Raw genomic sequence first — 16,111 nt, 5'->3', positions numbered from 1 at the left:
GTCATGCACCGTCCTGTCCTCCTCGTCATCGCCCACGGCAGCCGCGACCCGCGGCACGCGGCGACCGTGCACGCCCTGGTGGAGCGTGCCCGTTCGCTGCGGCCGGGGCTGCGCGTGGAGACGGGCTTCCTCGACTTCAACGCCCCAACCGTCCCCAGGGTGCTGGAGCGGCTGGCGGCCGAGGGCGTCGAGGATGTGGTCGCGCTCCCGCTGCTGCTGACGCGCGCCTTCCACGCGAAGGCCGACATCCCCGCCGTACTGCACGAGGCTTCGGCGCGGCTGCCGCGCCTGCGGATCCGTCAGGCCGACGTCCTGGGCCCGTCCCCGCTGCTCCTCTCCGCCCTGGAGCGGCGGCTGTACGAGGCCGGGCTCGACCCGTCCCAGAAGCGCTCGACGGGGCTGGTTCTGGCCTCGGCGGGCTCCACAGACCCGGAGGCGATCGCAGTGATCGCTGAAATCGCGCGGGAGCTGCGGCACACCGGTTGGTGCGCCGTGCGGCCTGCGTTCGCCTCCGCATCCCTTCCGCGCACCGAGGACGCGGTGCGCGAGCTCCGGGCCGAGGGCGTACGGCAGGTGGCGGTGGCTCCGTATGTCATCGCTCCGGGCTTTCTCCCGGACCGCATCGCCCGCGGGGCCGAGGATGCGGACGTGATCGCCGATGTCCTGGGCGCCGCGCCGGAGCTGGCGCGGCTGCTGCTCCGGCGCTACGACGCGGTGCGGGTCGACCGGCCGCTGGCGGTCACCGCGTGAACGTGGCCGCGCTGTTCCCGATCGCCGGACGGGCCGGCCATCAAGCCCACCGCGGGTCGCGGCCGCTGTCGGCCAGCGCCCGCTCGAAGGCCGGAGCCTCGTCCGGCTGCGGTACGGGGTCGGCGAAGCCGTCGTACTGGCGGTAGACCTCGGCGTGCTCGTCGACGACGGTCAGGATCAGCGCCGCGGCCGCCTCCGAGATCCGGTGGTCCTGCCCGGTCGCGCGAGCCAGGTCCCAGCCGTGGACGGCCAGTTCCTTGGTGATCAGCGAGGCGATCTCGGGCGCGGGCATCGCGGCGAAACCGAGGTCCACCTCGCCCTCCCAGACGGCCGGATCGGACCAGGCGGCAATGGCGCGGTCCAGCTGAGCCGCGTACTGCTCCGCCCAGTCGGCCTCGGTGGTGAAGTCGCGGCCGGTGAGCTCCTCGGGCAGCTGCTTGCGCAGGGCACGGTGCTCGAGGCCGTGCGAGGAGTAGAGGACGAGATGGTTGACGAGTCCGCGGACGTCCCACTCCTTGCAGGGCGTCGGTGCGGTCAGCTGGTCGGCGCTGACGCCGCGGGCGATACGGGCGGCTTCGGTGGCGCACTCGGTCAGGTACGGGTACACGGTGTCCTTGTCCATGCACAGCACACTATTTTCGGTCGCGGGGCCGGGTCTTGAACAAACGCGACGCCGCCGGACAGCCCCGCGCGGCCCTGGCTCAGTCGAAGGCGAGGCTGCCGGTGCGGGTGCGCTTGAGCTCGAAGAAGTCCGGAAAGCCGGCGATGACACGGAAGCTGTCGAAGAGCCGGGCCGCCTCTTCGCCGCGCGGGATCGAGTTGAGGACCGGGCCGAACCAGACCGTGCCGTCGACATGGATGGTGGGCGTGCCGACATACGCGTCGGACGCCGGGTCCTTGCCCGCCTCATGGCTGTGGCGTACCGCTTCGTCGTGCGCCGGGTCGTGCGCGGCCTTCGCGAGGGACTCCGACAGTCCCAGCTCGGCGAGGGCCTCGGCGATGACCTCGTCGAAGTCCTTGTTGCCCTGCTCATGGATACGGGTGCCGAAGGCGGTGTAGAGATCGCGCAGGATCCCGTCGCCGTGCTGCTCGGCCGCGGCGACCGCCACCCGTACCGGGCCGATCGACTTGTCGACCAACTCGCGGTACCAGTCGGGCAGTTCATTGCCGGTGTTGTGCAGATACAGGCTCATCGGCCGGAAGCGCAGCTCGATGTCGCGCTTCCGCTCGACCTCCAGGATCCAGCGGGAGGTGATCCAGGCGAAGGGGCAGGCGGGGTCGAACCAGAAGTCGACCGCGGTCTTGTTTCCCGCAGTATTCATAGCCCTCAGGCTAGGCTCGGAGTGGCCCCAGCACCTGGGCCATTTACAGCGTGAATCACTGGGCCACTTCGGCGTCGACGAGTGCGGTCAGCTCGGCGAGGGACATCGATCCGGCGGCCGTGCCTGCGCGGGCGAAGCCGTTGGCGACGCGCTGCAGGGCGTCGTTCACCGGCGTGGGTACGCCGTGGATACGGCCGACCAGGGCGATCTCGCCGTTGAGGTAGTCGGCCTCGATCGTGCCCGTACCGCGGTTGAGGCTCTGCCAGGACGAGCCGCCGCCGCGCTTGGAGCCGTCCAGCGGATCGAAGCGGATCTTGTCGCTCCTGAACTCCTTCTGCTCCGCCTCGCTCACCACCTCGATTCCCGCGGCCGCGAGCACCGCGCGGGCCTCCGCCGTCGCACGCCTGGCGAGCCGGACACCGTCCTCGTCGGCGATCACTCCGGTGGCGGCCTCGACGGCGTTGGCGACATTGTTGGTCAGCTTCGCGTACTTCCAGCGCATGACATCGGGGACGACCGGTGCGAGCAGCCTGGACTTCTCCAGGTCGGCGGAGATACGCAGCGCGGTCTCGTCCGTTCCGGACGGATAGCGGCCCAGGTGCAGGACGCCGGTCAGCGGAGCACCGACGGCCGAGACCGAACCCGGCTCGAGGTAGCTGGCAGGAAGGTAGACACACATGCCGTACACACGGCGGAAGCGGCGCAGGGCAAGGCGCTCGCTCTCCACGCCGTTCTGTGCGCAGACCAGCGGCAGCAGTTCGCCCGCGGTACCGCCGCCGGCCACGGGCTGCGCGGCCCAGTCCTCCAGCGCGGCCGTACTGTCCTGCGTCTTCACCGTGAGGAACAGGACGTCGTCCGGGCGCAGTTCGAGCGCGCCGGGCCGGTCCACGACGGGCAGCCGGTGCGTACTGGTCCCCTCTGCCGTGGTGAGCCGCAGTCCATTCGTCCGCAGCGCCTCGAAGTGCGCGCCGCGTGCGACGAGCATCACCTCGTGCCCCGCCTCGGCAAGCCGTCCGCCGATGGTGCCGCCGATCGCCCCTGCCCCGATGATGATGTAGCGCATACGTACGAGGCTCGCACATTCGGGTACGGTCCAGCAATGATCTTGGAGACTTTCCGGCTCGGCGGGGAGCGGACCGTACGACGACTCGGCTACGGCACCGCACAGCTCACCGGCCGGGGGTACTGGGGGCCGCGCGGTGAGCGCGCGGACGCCCTCACGGTGCTGCGGCGGGCGGTCGAACGGGGCGTCACGCTCATCGACACCGCCGACAACTACGGACCGCACCTTGCCGAGGAGCTGGTCGCCGAGGCGCTGCACCCGTATCCGGCCGACCTGGTCCTCGCGACGAAGGGCGGGGTGGTACGTACGAGCGACAGTGCCTGGCATATCGCGGGACGGCCCGAGCAGTTGCGCGCGATGTGCGAGGCGAGTCTGCGCCGGCTGCGTACGGAGACGATCGGCCTGTACCAGCTGCACCGACTGGACCCGGAGGTGCCGCTCGCCGAACAACTGGGCACGCTTGAGGAGTTGAGGGACGAGGGCAAGATCCGGCACATCGGTCTGGACACGGTCACCGCCGGTCAGCTGAGAAAAGCGCTGGCTCTCGCGCCGATCGCCTCGGTGCAGAACCGCTTCAATCTCATCGACCGGGAGTCGGAGGCGGTGCTCGAGGTGTGCGAGGCGAACGGTCTCGCCTTCCTGCCGTGGTTCCCGCTCGCCAATGGAGCCCTGACCGGCGAGGCCGCCGCCGCGCTCGACACGGTCGCCGCACACCATGGCGCGAGCAGGGGCCAAATCGCCCTCGCCTGGCTGCTGCACCGCTCCCGGGTGCTGTGTCCGACGCCGGGTACCGGATCGCTCGCGCATCTGGAGGAGAACCTGGACGCGGCCACGATCCGGCTCACGGAGGCGGATCTGACGGCCCTTCGGTGACCGGCTCCTCGGTGACCGGCTCCTCGGTGACCGACCCTCCGGTGGCCTGCTCTTTCCTCACTGAGCCCGTGTGCCCTGGTGGAAGTAGAGAAGCCAGTTGCCACTGGTCAGGCGCCACAGCGAACTGCGGTGGGCACGGTGAGCGCCCGACTCCGTGTCGAAGGTCAGATGCACCACGTCCGGTGCGAGCTGTACACCCTTCATCTCCGAGGTGGTGATGGGCCGCGGCGCGGGCACGTCCCGCGCCATGAGGGTGGCGAGGATCGACGCCCGGTCCCAGCGCCTGCCCGAGGTACCGAACTCCAGGTACTCCGGGTGGAACAGATCGGCAAGCAGCTGGGGCGAGGAGCGCACCATCGGGTCGAGAAGACGGAACTCCGCCTCCATGGCTCCATGGACGGCCTTGGTGAGATCAGTCACGGGTCAGCTCCACCAGTTTGAGGACGGTGTTCCAGTTACGGCTGGTAGCGACGATGCCCTTGAACAGGCTCGGTTTCGCGAGCGCTTCGGCCAGCTTGGAGCGGCCGAGGCCGTTCGGGGCATACAGATACAGCACCCGGTCACCGAGCCGGAACTCCTCCGGCAGATGCGCCGATACGTCGATGGGGGCGAGCCGCTCGGGGCCGACACGTTCCGAGAAGTAGGTGACGTGCAGTTGCCTGCCCTCGAGCGAGGCGGCGGGAAAGGGGCACGCGTCGGCGACCGCCCTCAGATACGTACCGTTGCGCACCAGGCAGTCGACGCCGAAGCCGAAGCGCTTCTCGATGGCCCGCTCCAGAGCGGCGCCGAGTGCCTTCTCGTCGTCCGAGTCGCTGGTGAAGACGGCGTTGCCGCTCTGCAGATACGTGGCGACGTCGCCGTGACCCAGTTCCGCGAGCAGTTCACGGAGTTCCACCATGGGCACTTTCCTGTGCCCACCCACATTGATCCCGCGCAGCAGGGCCGCATACCTCGTGGTCATCGCCACACAATAAGGCGGCCGCCGCGCCCCGTGGGGGAGGGCACGGCGACCGCCGGTTCAGCGATGGAGTCCGTCGGCTACTCGACGACCTTCAGCAGCTTGTTGGGCGTGCCCGCGCTGGGGTTGGAGATCTTGTCGGGCGTGGCGCCGTCGGTCAGCGCCTTGGCGACCTGCTCCGGGGTGGCGTCCTTGTGACCGCCGAGGTAGACCGCCGCGGCGCCGACCACATGCGGGGTCGCCATCGAGGTGCCGGAGATGGTCTTCGTACCCTCGTCGCTGTCGTTCCACGACGAGGTGATGTCCGAGCCCGGGGCGTAGATGTCCACGACCGCGCCGAAGTTGGAGAAGTCCGACTGCTGGTCCTCCTTGGTGGAGGAGGCAACCGTGATCGCTTCCTTGACGCGCGCCGGGGAGCCCTGGCTCGCGTCGGCGGACTCGTTGCCGGCCGCGACGGCGAAGGTGACGCCGGAGGCGATCGCCTTGCGGACAGCCTCGTCGAGCGCCTCGTCGGCGCCGCCGCCGAGGCTCATGTTGGCGACGGACGGGCCCTTGTGGTTCTTGGTGACCCAGTCGATACCCGCGACGACCTGCTCCGTCGTACCGGAGCCGTTGTTGTCGAGGACACGGACGGCGACGACCTTCGCCTTCTTGGCGACACCGTAAGTGGCGCCGGCGATGGTGCCGGCGACATGGGTGCCGTGGCCGTTGCCGTCGTCGGCGGAGTCGTCGTTGTCCACGGCGTCGAAGCCGTGCGTGGCGCGACCCACGAAGTCCTTGTGGGTGATACGGACTCCGGTGTCGATGACGTACGCCGTCACACCCTCGCCCGCGCTGTCCGGGTAGGTGTACTTCTTGTCGCCGGCCGTGTCGGCCTGGTCGATCCGGTCGATGCCCCAGGACGGCGGATTGTCCTGGGTCGCGTTGATCGAGAACTTCTTGTTCTGGACGACCTTGGCGACGGACGGGTCGGCGGCGAGGCGCTTGGCCTCGGTCTCCGTGAGGCCGCTGGCGGAGAAGCCGTTGATGGCGGAGCTGTAGTTGCGCTGCAGCTTGCCGCCGTACTCCTTGGCCAGGTCCTGCTTGTCGGCCTTCTTGTCCAGCATCACGATGTAGCTGCCGTCGATCGCGCCTGCGGCATTCGCACCGTAGATGGTGCCCTGTGGGGAGGGCGCCGCTCCGGCGAACGAGGTGTTGAGTACGGTCACTCCGGCTGCGGCAGCCACGGCGGTTATCGCCGCGGTGAGCTTGATCCTGCTCGCACGCTTGTGAGTTGCCATGAAGAGGGGGCTCCTCGTCATCATTTGTGGGGGGATTGCCCGTCGGACGGAAAATCTCCGGGGGCTGATTCGAAACCCTGACCGATTGACGCGCCCAGATCAAGACCTTCATACAGCTGTGACTTACTCAACAAGGTTTCGTAATAATGAATCGGCCAGGGCCCCACAAGTCGGACTTCACCCCCAACCCCCTTTAGATGTAAGGGGCTTCGATCCTTCTTGTCGGGGATACGACGGTCCGAAAGGAGGAGAGGACCACCTCTCCGGGTCACCGGCGAGCAGGAGGAGACGGCCTGAATGTGCCCTTAACTTCGAAGCGGAGACAACGGCGAGGCGCCGACGTCATTTCGAGGGGGCAGGACCGTCATGGGGAAAGCAGGAAGAGGTCCGCGCGGAATCGCCGCGCGAGCCGGTGGATGGAGCGCGCGACACCGCTGGGCGGCAGTGGGAATCTGGGTGTTGTTCGTCATTCTCGCCATGGCGGCCGGCTCGGCGGCGGGCACCGTCAAGCTCAAGGACAGCGAACAGCTGAAGGGTGAGACGACCCAGGCCGCGAAGATCACAGCGGAGGCGGGCGTCGAGGAGCCGGCCGGCGAGACGGTACTCGTCCAGGCGCGCAACGGCTCGGTGAAGGCCACCGACGCGGGATTCCGCAAGGCCGTCGACGAGGTGATGAAGGCGGTCGGCGACACGGGCGCGGTCACCGCGGTGACGTCTCCGTACGACACCAAGAGCATCTCGAAGGACGGACGCAGCGCGCTCGTCCAGTTCGATGTGCGCGGGGACCCCGAGACGGCGGGTGACCGGATCGAGCCGGTACTCAAGGCCGTTGCCACGGTCCAGGACGGGCACAAGGAGCTGCGGATCGAGGAGATCGGCGGCGCCAGCATGCGAAAGACCTTCGACGACGCGTTCGGCGACGACTTCCAGCAGGCGGAGCTCTCGGCGGTGCCGGTCGCGCTCGGCATTCTGCTGATCGCCTTCGGCGCGCTGGTGGCCGCACTGCTGCCGGTAGCTCTGGCCATCACCGCGATCATGGCGACGATGGGGCTGATGGGCGTCGTCAGCCACTTCCAGCCGATGAGCGACAGCGCAAGCTCCGTGATGCTGCTGGTGGGTCTGGCGGTCGGCGTCGACTACTGCCTGTTCTATCTGCGGCGCGAGCGCGAGGAGCGGGCCGCAGGACACGACGCGCACACGGCGATGCAGATCGCCGCGGCGACCAGTGGCCGAGCCGTCATCGTCTCCGGCGTAACGGTGTGCGTGGCGATGGCCGGCATGCTCTTCACCGGCATCGGCACGTTCGAGTCGATGGGCCTGGCCTCGCTGATCGTAGTGGCCGTGGCGATGGTCGGCTCGGTGACGGTGCTGCCGGCGCTGCTCTCGCTGCTCGGCGAGCGGGTGGAGAAGGGGCGGATCCCCTTCCTCAGCCGCATGAAGCGCGGCGTGAACGGCACGAACAGCGGCAGCCGGGTGTGGAACCGGGTCCTCGGCGGCGTACTGAAGCGTCCCGCGGTGTCGCTGGTGGTGGCCGCAGGAGCGCTGGTCGCCATCGCACTGCCCGCGCTCGACATGAAGACGCAGAACCTCACGCTGGACCAGGAGTTCGGCGACTCGGTACCGATCGTGGCGACATACGTGCGGATCAACGAGGCTTTCCCGGGCGGTGCGGACCCGGCGGAAGTCATCGTCAAGGCGGACGACATCAACGCGACGCCGGTGAAGCAGGCGATCGACGACTTCCGTAAGCAGGCGGTGAGTTCGGGTGCGTCCCGGGGGCCCATCGAGGTGGTCCGGCACGACGCGCAGAACCTGGCATTCGTATACGTACCGCTGGTGGGCGGCTCCGACCAGGACAAGGCGGAGAAGAGCCTGGACATCCTGCGCAAGGAGGTCCGCCCGGCGACACTCGGCAGAATCGACGGCCTCCAGGCGCCGATCAGCGGTCAGGTCGCGGGCTCGAAGGACTTCAACGATCAGCTCGCCGGGGCCGTGACACCCGTCTTCGCCTTTGTGGTGGTGTTCGCCTTCATCCTGATGCTGCTGTCGTTCCGGTCGCTGACGATCGCGATCACCTCGATCGTGCTCAACCTGCTGTCGGTCGGCGCGGCGTACGGCATCCTCACCGCGGTCTTCCAGCACGGCTGGGGCGCGTCGCTGGTCGGCGCGGAGGGCGTGGGCGCCATCATCACGTGGCTGCCGCTGTTCCTCTTCGTGATCCTTTTCGGACTCTCGATGGACTACCACGTGTTCGTGGTGTCCCGGATCCGCGAGGCGAAGATGCAGGGGCGTGGTACGCGGGAGGCGATCACCCATGGCGTGGTGACGACGGCGGGCGTGGTGACAAGCGCGGCGGTCATCATGGTCGCGGTGTTCGCGATCTTCGGCACGCTGTCGATGCAGTCGATGAAGCAGATGGGCGTCGGCCTCGCGGCGGCGGTTCTGATCGACGCGACGGTCATCCGCGGGGTGCTGCTCCCGGCGATCATGGCGCTGCTGGGTGACCGGAACTGGTACTTCCCGAAGTGGCTGCGGTGGCTGCCGGATCTGACGCATGACGAGTCGGCGGTGGCGCCGGTTGGGGCGCCGGCGGGGACGCCGCGCCACGACGACGGCCGACCGGAACCGGCCCGCGTCTGAGGCGGGTTTGATGCCCCCCGCGGCCCGGGAGCGCGCGCTCCCGGGCCGCGGGTGTTTTGCGCGGTGCGGGGTCCCTGGCGGGGTGCGGGTCCCTGGCGGGGTGCGGGCCCTTTGCGGGTGCGGGTCCCTGGCGCGGTGCGGAGTCCGTGGCGGGGTGCATTGCGGGTGCGGGTCCCTGACGGGGTGCGGGCCCTTTGCGGGTGCGGGTCCCTGACGGGGTGCGGGTCCTGGGTGCTTGGGCGTGCCCGGTCTTGTGTCGGTGGCCGTCCGGGGTCCGCTCCGGGGCTCGTGTCCTGGACTGCTTTCCTCACCGCGCTTCGCGCGAGTTGCGACGCTTTACGTCCAGAACACGACCCCTGCGCGTCCCCCTGCCAGGGACGCGCCCCCGGCCTCTCGGGTGCCCGCACTTGTCGGCGTTGGGGCTTAGCCCCCGCGTTCGCGGCACGAAGCCGCCGCACCGGGGGTGTCGGGGCATCAGCCCCCAACGTCCTCCCACTCGGAGTGGGACCCTCTGCCTGCGGCCGCGGCACGAAGCTGCCGCAAGCGGGTGTGGGGCTCCAGCCCCCAACGCCCCTCCCCCTGCCGGCAAGCCGCGCCTGTGGTCTGCGGCGCGAAGCTGCCGCTCCGGGCACGCGGGGGGGGCGTCAGCTCCCTCAACAGGGGGCCTGGGGGCGCCGCCCACAGTTTCGGGAAGGGGCGGGGTGGGGGAAAACGGACCCGCGCCCCCGGGCGTCAGCGTTGGTAGCGGGACAGCACCAGGTTGCCGTCGTTGACGAGGCGATTCTCCAGCTCGGCCGCGTCGATCGCGCCGCTGTAGTACTCCTGCAGCGCCGGCGTCGCGACCTTGTCCTTCCACTCCGGGTAGCCCCGCACCGACTGGGCCGGCGCTGAGCGCAGCTCCCGCGCCAGCGCGGCGCCCGTGGACCAGCCCTCCTTCTCGGTGTGCAGGGCCGGGTCAGCCAGTGCCTTCGTACCCGTCGGCAGCATCCAGTCGCCCTTCGCCAGCCGCACCATGTTCCGCGGCTGGAGCATGAAGTCGATGAACTCGGCCGCCTCCTTCTTGTGCGGGCTGTCCTCGGCGACAGAGAGGGTCTGCGGGCTCACGCCCTGGGTGAGGCCACCGGCTCCCGCGGGGGCGGGCAGCACCTGCCACTCGAAGCCCTTCGGCGCCTGCTGGACGATCTGCTGGCGGTAGGAGAAGCCGAGCGGGACCATCGCGTACTTGCCGCCGAAGAAGCCGGGCAGGGTGTCGGAGCCGCCCGAGCCGAGAGTGGTGCGCGATGCGCTCCCGTCGGTGTTGACCTGTGCGTTGATGGTACGGGGCACCACCTGGTCGGCCGCGTCGAAGCGGACCTCGACCTTGCCGTCCGCGCCGCGGTGGAAGACCTGGCCGCCGGTGGAGAGGGAGAGGTTGAGAGTGGCCGAGACCGGCTCCTTGAGCGGCCAGGCGACACCGTACTTCCCCTCCCCCATCCTCTCCGTGAGCGTCTTGGTGACCTGGCGGAACTCCTCCCAGCTCCACGGCTTCCCGGCCGTCGGAATGCGGACCCCTGAGGAGTCGAGGATCTTCTTGTTGGCGATGAGAACGCGCGGTTCCTGGAGAAAGGGCACGCCGTAGACCCCCTTGTCGAAGGTCGCCGTCTCCCAACTCTGCCGCGGGATGTCCGACGTGAGGCGCTCCGGCAGCAGCCCACTCAGATCGGCGAGGTAGCCGCCGTACGCGAAGTCGGCGAGGTCGTCGGAGGCGTCATGGATGATGTCCGGCGCCTCGCCGCCCTCGAAGGAGGTCAGCAGTTGGTCATGGACGCTGTCCCAGCTGCCCTGGACGTACTCCACCTGGACGTCGGGGTGGCTCGTGTTCCACTCCTTCACCAGGTCCTTGTTGGCGTCGACGGACTCCTGTTGCCAGGCCAGGGACTGGAAGCGGAGCCTGATCCTTCCGCTGTCGGCTCCGCCGTCGGCGGAGCAGCCGGTCAGCAGTAGCGTGCACACGGCGGCCGCGGCCGCGACTCTCCGCATCAGCTCTTCACCGCCCCTGTCAGCATCCCGCCCGTGATTCGCTTCTGAATAATCGCGAAGATGACGAGCGAGGGAATCGTCGCGAGGAACGCGGCAGCGGCAAGCGGCCCGAGATCCGCGACGCCCTCCGCGCCGAGGAAGTGCGTGAGGACGACCGGCAAGGTCTGCTTCTCCGGAGTCTTGAGCAGGACGAGCGCGAAGAAGAACTCGTTCCATGCGGTGATGAAGGCGAACAGCGCGGTGGCGACGATGCCGGGCGCGAGCAGCGGGGCGGTGACCGAGACGAGCGTGCGGAGCTTGCCCGCGCCGTCGACGGACGCCGCCTCCTCCAGCTCGCGCGGCACGGCCCGTACGTACCCGACCAGCATCCAGAGCGCGAACGGCAGCGACCAGACGACGTACAGCATGATCAGACCGAACAGTGTGTTGATCAGATGCAGGTTCTTCAGGATCAGGAACAGCGGAATGATCACCAGGACGAACGGGAACGCCTGACTGACCACGACCCAGCCGGTGGCTGCGGCGGAGAGCCTGTTGCGGTTACGGGCCATGGCGTAGGCCATGGGCGTCGCGATCACGACGGCGATCAGCGCGGCGGACAGGGCCGCGATCAGGCTGTTGCCGGCGGCCTGGAGGAGCGGCTGCTCGTCGAAGGCCTGCCGGAAGTTGTCGAGGGTGGGGTCGTTCGGAATCCAGGTGGGGTGCAGCGAGCCCAGTTCGCGCGGCGGTTTGAAGGCGGTGGAGATCAGCCAGAGGAAAGGGAACGCGAGGAAGACGAGGTAGCAGAGGAGCGCCACGTACTGGCCGGCGCGGCCGGACCTGCTGGTGCGCAGCGTTGTCACTGCTCCGCCCCTTCCTTGAGCCGTCCTACGAGGTAGAGCGCGAGCATCACCGAGATCACCGCGACCATGACGCAGCCCATCGCGGCGGCGTAGCCGAACTGGCCGTAGCGGAAGGCCTCTTCGTAGGCGAAGAGCATGGGGAGGCGGGTGCGGCCGCCGGGTCCGCCGTTGGTGAGCACGTACACCAGGGCGAAGGAGTTGAAGTTCCAGATGAGGTTGAGCGCGGTGATGGCCAGCGCGACGGGCTTGAGAGCGGGCCAGGTGACGGTACGGAACCGGCGCCAGGCACCGGCGCCGTCGAGCGCGGCGGCCTCGTGGAGCTCGTGCGGGGTGTTCTGAAGTCCCGCGAGCAGCGCGACGGTGGTCTGCGGCATGCCTGCCCAGATCCCGACGACGATCACGGCGGGCAGCGCGGTGGCGAGTCCGGTCAGCCAGTCCCGTCCGTCTCCCAGCCCGAGGTCACGAATGGTCTCGTTCAGGATGCCCGCGTCGGGGTTGTATACGAGCCGCCACATGATGCCGACGACGACCTCGGGCATGGCCCAGGGGATGATCGCCAGGGCGCGCGCCAGCCAGCGGAAGCGGAGGTTCTGGTTGAGCAGGAGAGCGAGACCGAGCGCGAGCAGGAACTGTGGGACCGTCACGCCGATCGCCCAGAGCAGACCGATCCTGAACGAGTCCCAGAAGAGCGTGTCGTGAAGCAGGTCCTGGAAGTTCAGCGTCCCGATCCACTGGGTGGGTTCGGTGCGGCCCGCCTGGGAATCGGTGAAGGCGAGCGATATGCCGTAGAGCAGCGGCCCGACGCTCAGCACCAGAATCGGGATCAGGGCAGGCAGCACGAGGAACCAGGCCCCGTGGTCCGGCTGCTTCCTGGACCGCGCATTCTGGGACCGCGGCTTACTGGACCGCGGCGTTGCCGTCGCCAATGTCACGGATTCGACTCCTTTGGGCGGCCCATCCTGGTCCGGCCGCCCAGGCGGCCTCCGTCATCGTGCTGACGGTCCGTCGGTTCGTCAACCCAACCTGCATGGATGCGAGACTTTGGCGGATTCGTGCGAGCGGCGGGAGCGGTGGGAGAGACCAATGGACGAGACACGGGCACGCGCGGTGCTGGCGGCTGCGGGACTTCCTGCCGATGCGGCGCTGCTCGCGCTCGGCGAGAACGCGGTGTTCGGGGCGGGCGAGGTGGTCGTCAAGGTCGGCCGAGACGCGGAACTGATGGCGCGGGCGGAGCGTGAACTCTCCATCGCCGCCTGGCTGTCGGAGGAAGGAGTGCCGGCGGTGCGGGCGGCCGAGCCGAAGCCGCGGCTGGTTAAGGGCCATCCGGTGACGGTGTGGCACCGGCTGCCGGATGCGGTACGTCCGGCGGAGCCGGCGGATCTGGCGCGGCTGCTGCGTCGGATCCATGCGCTTGGCTCCCCGTCCTTCTCCCTTCCGCCGCGGGAACTGCTCGGAGGCGTCGAGCGCTGGCTGCGTCTTGCGGGCGAGGCGATCGACCCGGGCGACGCGGACTATCTGCGCGAGCGCCGCGACGGTTTCGCCGAGGCGGCGTCCGCGCTCACCTCACATCTGCCGCCGGGCCCGATCCACGGCGACGCACTCCCCCGCAACGTCCATGTGGGCCCGGACGGCCCGGTCCTGGTGGACCTGGAGACATTCTCGTCGGACCTCCGCGAGCACGACCTGGTGGTCATGGCGTTGTCCCGCGACCGCTACGGACTGGCGCCCGAGGCGTATGAGTCGTTCACCGAGGCGTACGGCTGGGACGTCCGTGAGTGGCCCGGCTGCGCGGTCCTGCGCGGTGCCCGCGAAACGGCAAGCTGCGCATGGGTGGCGCAGCACGCCCCGACGAACCCGGCGGCGCGGGAGGAGTTCGCTCGGCGGGTCGCGTCACTGCGGGAGGGTGCGGAGAGGGTGCGCTGGCACGCGTTCTGACGGTACGAGGGCGGACGCCTGCGGCGGGGCATGTTCCCCACCCCGCCCCTTCCCCTAACCAAGGGCTTCGCCCACCCTGGGCCCCGAACGCGTTTCGCGCGTGTCCTCAATCGCCGGACGGGCTTGATTTCAGGCCTCGCCGGCGATTGAGGGAGAAGACCCCGGGCTCAGCCCACCGACGGCACCAGCTCCCGCACCGGCCAGGACGCATCCACCACCGCGTCCGCGCTGCCCTTCTTCCGCAGGAAGCGCTGGAAGTCCGTCGCCCACTCCGCGTACCACTCGACCTGGCGCTCATGCAGCTCCGCCGGAGTCAACGCCGCAACCGAGCCGTGCCGTTCGGCTATCGCGCGGGCCACCCGCACCGCCGCCAGTGCGTCCGCGGACGCATCGTGGGCCGTGTCCAGGACCACGCCGTACTCGACGCAGACCGCCTCCAGTGTGCGCTTGCCCTTGCGGTAGCGGTCGACCGCCCGGTCGATGGTGTACGGGTCGATCACCGGGCCGATCGGGCGGCCCGAAAGGCGGTCCGTCAGGGAGGGCAGGTCGTGGCGCTGCAACTCCGCCGTCAGCAGCGTCAGATCGAATGCCGCGTTGTACGCGACGACCGGCACCCCCTGCGCCCAGTACCCGCTCAGTGTCTCCGCGATCTCGTCCGCCACCTCGCGCGCCGGACGGCCCTCCGCCGTAGCCCGCTCGCTGCTGATGCCGTGGATCGCCGACGCCTGCGCCGGGATGCGGATGCCCGGGTCCGCCAGCCAGCCCCGCCGCCGGACCGGCTCCCCCGACTGCACCCCGACGATCGCCGCCGTCACGATCCGCGCTTCCAGCGGCTCCGTACCCGTCGTCTCCAGATCGAAGCCGACCAGCGGTTCCCCGTGCCAAGCCATCGTGGCCCTCCTTCGTGGTGCGGTGGTGCGTTCCCCCCGTGGACTTTCACCCTCCCACGTGCCACTGACAACTCAGGAGACGGGACGCGAGTCCGCCCATACGGACTCGAACTCCTCGCGGTATGTCTGGAAAAGTCCGTTCTCGCCGTCATGACCGGCGCGAACCACCGCACGCCCCCCGCCCCGCAGCACCAGCACCGGCGCCTCCATCCCCCGCGCCCGGCGCAGATAGGACTGGATGACGGCGAGGCCGTCCGGGCCGTCGCCGTCGACCAGGTAGGCGGTGAAGCGCGGTGTCTCGTCGAAGACCTGGATCTCGAAGGCGCCCGGGTCGCGCAGGCGCGAGCGGACGCGGCGCATATGGAGAATGTTCATCTCCACCGTGCGGCTCAGCTCGCCTTTCTTCAGACCCAGTTCGCGTTCGCGGCGCTTGACCGCACTGCTCGCCGGGTTCAGGAAGAGGAGCCGGACCCGGCATCCGGATTCGGCCAGGTGGACCAGCCGTCGTCCGGAGAAGTTCTGGACCAGGAGGTTCAGGCCTATGCCGATCGCGTCGAGGCGGCGCGCACCGCCGAAGAGGTCTTCGGCGGGGAGCTGGCGCTGCAGCCGGACCCGGTCGGGGTGGACGGAGACCACATCCGCGTAACGGTCGCCGACGAGATCCTCGACCGCGTCGACCGGGAGGCGGTCGGCCGAGGGCACGCCCGCGCCGCTGCCGAGTATCCCCAGGAGCCGGGCGGAGGCGCGCTCGGCCTGGGCGAGCACCGCCTCGTTCAGCGCGCGGTTGCGGGAGACGACATTGCGCGCGACTTCCAGCTCGTCCAGCGCCAGCTCGACATCGCGCCGGTCGTCGAAGTACGGCTCGAAGCACGGCCAGTGCTGGACCATCAGCTCCCGCAGCTGCGGGAGGGTCAGGAAGGACAGGACATTGTCGTCCGCCGGGTCCAGCAGATAGCCCTTGCGGCGCGAGACCTCCCGTACGGCGACCGCGCGCTGTACCCACTCCTGCCCCGCGGGCCCCGCCGCGGCCACCACCCAGTCGTCGCCGTGCACCGGTTCATAGATGGGGCGCAGCACCGCTGCCACCACGGCCCGCAGCCGCTGCTCCACCAGGTTCAGCCAAATGTAGGCCCGCCCGGCACGTTGGGCGCGCGTACGCACCTCGCTCCAGGCGTCCGCGCCCCAGTCCAGTTCCGCCCCGATCTCCATCGGCTGTGCGAGGGAGACCGCTCCGGGCGGCGCGTCGGCGGAGTCCCCCTCGTGACCAGCGTCACCTGGGGGTAGCTCCAGCCCTCCCGAGCTCACCCGCGCACCCCTCTTCCCTTCCCCCTTCAACGATCAAGGAAGAGTACTCCGCCTGCGGGACACGGTGCAGCCGGAACGGCAGTGTCCTTTCCCAACTCCCTTTCCATATCCGGCCCTTCTGCCTGGCGAGATCTGCCGGAGTGAGCGGATTCATAGCGGTTACGTCCCCGGGGCGTCCGAGGAACCCGATGTTGACCGCGGCGTCCTCCCCTGAGGAGGCGTCTCACCGGCGAT

15 protein-coding genes are annotated in these 16,111 nt (G+C 69.4%); 4 read left to right on the top strand and 11 right to left on the bottom strand.

Translation table 11 applies throughout. The features are described 5' to 3' along the window. Positions 1–3 precede the first annotated feature (3 nt). The gene (locus ACFYXH_RS31605) at positions 4–750 is read left to right on the top strand and encodes a sirohydrochlorin chelatase (protein ID WP_389570138.1); all 747 of its coding nucleotides are present in this window, start codon (positions 4–6) and stop codon (positions 748–750) included. A gap of 40 nt (positions 751–790) precedes the next feature. Here the strand turns inward: ACFYXH_RS31605 and ACFYXH_RS31600 are convergent, their stop codons facing one another. From ACFYXH_RS31600 to ACFYXH_RS31590, 3 genes are all read right to left on the bottom strand, one after another. Beyond that, complete coding sequence (locus ACFYXH_RS31600; protein WP_389570136.1) at positions 791–1,372, bottom strand: TIGR03086 family metal-binding protein; 582 nt, start codon at positions 1,370–1,372, stop codon at positions 791–793. A 79-nt stretch (positions 1,373–1,451) separates the two neighbouring features. Beyond that, positions 1,452–2,072, bottom strand: a complete 621-nt coding sequence (locus ACFYXH_RS31595) for a DsbA family protein (RefSeq protein ID WP_389570133.1) — start codon at positions 2,070–2,072, stop codon at positions 1,452–1,454. A 55-nt stretch (positions 2,073–2,127) separates the two neighbouring features. Then, positions 2,128–3,135, bottom strand: a complete 1,008-nt coding sequence (locus ACFYXH_RS31590) for a ketopantoate reductase family protein (protein ID WP_389570131.1) — start codon at positions 3,133–3,135, stop codon at positions 2,128–2,130. A 36-nt stretch (positions 3,136–3,171) separates the two neighbouring features. Between ACFYXH_RS31590 and ACFYXH_RS31585 the strand changes: the two genes are divergently transcribed. Continuing rightward, on the top strand, positions 3,172–4,008 hold the full coding sequence (locus ACFYXH_RS31585; protein WP_389570128.1) for an aldo/keto reductase: 837 nt from the start codon (positions 3,172–3,174) through the stop codon (positions 4,006–4,008). Positions 4,009–4,065: 57 nt separating this feature from the next. Here ACFYXH_RS31585 and ACFYXH_RS31580 read toward each other — a convergent pair whose 3' ends face one another. The 3 genes from ACFYXH_RS31580 to ACFYXH_RS31570 all read right to left on the bottom strand — a co-directional run bounded on the left by ACFYXH_RS31580 (position 4,066) and on the right by ACFYXH_RS31570 (position 6,246). Then, positions 4,066–4,428: a DUF4440 domain-containing protein gene (locus ACFYXH_RS31580; protein WP_385301396.1), complete on the bottom strand. Its 363-nt coding sequence runs from the start codon at positions 4,426–4,428 to the stop codon at positions 4,066–4,068. Beyond that, positions 4,421–4,969, bottom strand: a complete 549-nt coding sequence (locus ACFYXH_RS31575) for a DUF1697 domain-containing protein (protein ID WP_389570125.1) — start codon at positions 4,967–4,969, stop codon at positions 4,421–4,423. Before ACFYXH_RS31575 ends, ACFYXH_RS31580 begins: the two co-directional genes overlap by 8 nt. 77 nt (positions 4,970–5,046) lie before the next feature. After that, positions 5,047–6,246 carry a S8 family peptidase gene (locus ACFYXH_RS31570; RefSeq protein ID WP_389570122.1) on the bottom strand — a complete coding sequence of 400 codons (1,200 nt, stop codon included), beginning with the start codon at positions 6,244–6,246 and terminating at the stop codon, positions 5,047–5,049. A 366-nt stretch (positions 6,247–6,612) separates the two neighbouring features. Here ACFYXH_RS31570 and ACFYXH_RS31565 point away from each other — a divergent pair, with 366 nt between their 5' ends. Next, on the top strand, positions 6,613–8,886 hold the full coding sequence (locus ACFYXH_RS31565) for an MMPL family transporter (RefSeq protein WP_389570120.1): 2,274 nt from the start codon (positions 6,613–6,615) through the stop codon (positions 8,884–8,886). A gap of 732 nt (positions 8,887–9,618) precedes the next feature. On the opposite strand, the gene ACFYXH_RS31560 is transcribed toward ACFYXH_RS31565, so the two are convergent. The 3 genes from ACFYXH_RS31560 to ACFYXH_RS31550 are packed head-to-tail and all read right to left on the bottom strand — an operon-like array spanning position 9,619 to position 12,679. Next, entirely contained in the window at positions 9,619–10,905 is a 1,287-nt protein-coding gene (locus ACFYXH_RS31560) for an ABC transporter substrate-binding protein (protein ID WP_389570117.1), read from the bottom strand. Beyond that, positions 10,905–11,747, bottom strand: a complete 843-nt coding sequence (locus tag ACFYXH_RS31555; RefSeq protein WP_389570114.1) for a carbohydrate ABC transporter permease — start codon at positions 11,745–11,747, stop codon at positions 10,905–10,907. Before ACFYXH_RS31555 ends, ACFYXH_RS31560 begins: the two co-directional genes overlap by 1 nt. Then, positions 11,744–12,679: a carbohydrate ABC transporter permease gene (locus ACFYXH_RS31550; RefSeq protein ID WP_389570111.1), complete on the bottom strand. Its 936-nt coding sequence runs from the start codon at positions 12,677–12,679 to the stop codon at positions 11,744–11,746. Before ACFYXH_RS31550 ends, ACFYXH_RS31555 begins: the two co-directional genes overlap by 4 nt. A 151-nt stretch (positions 12,680–12,830) precedes the next feature. Here ACFYXH_RS31550 and ACFYXH_RS31545 point away from each other — a divergent pair, with 151 nt between their 5' ends. Then, a complete protein-coding gene (locus ACFYXH_RS31545) occupies positions 12,831–13,682 on the top strand; it encodes a phosphotransferase enzyme family protein (protein ID WP_389570107.1) in 852 nt (283 codons plus the stop codon). A gap of 167 nt (positions 13,683–13,849) precedes the next feature. On the opposite strand, the gene ACFYXH_RS31540 is transcribed toward ACFYXH_RS31545, so the two are convergent. Further along, positions 13,850–14,572, bottom strand: coding sequence for a 3'-5' exonuclease (locus ACFYXH_RS31540; protein WP_389570105.1), 723 nt, complete (start codon positions 14,570–14,572; stop codon positions 13,850–13,852). A gap of 72 nt (positions 14,573–14,644) precedes the next feature. Then, positions 14,645–15,877 (bottom strand): SAV2148 family HEPN domain-containing protein, encoded by a 1,233-nt coding sequence (locus ACFYXH_RS31535; RefSeq protein ID WP_389570102.1) that lies wholly within the window; start codon positions 15,875–15,877, stop codon positions 14,645–14,647. Positions 15,878–16,111 lie beyond the last annotated feature (234 nt).

Origin of the sequence: Streptomyces sp. NPDC002730 (genome assembly GCF_042888805.1) — a bacterium.
Taxonomy (GTDB): Bacteria; Actinomycetota; Actinomycetes; order Streptomycetales; family Streptomycetaceae; genus Streptomyces.
The sequence above is the reverse complement of the archived record's forward strand: the minus strand, read 5'-3'. Positions and strand labels throughout refer to the sequence as shown.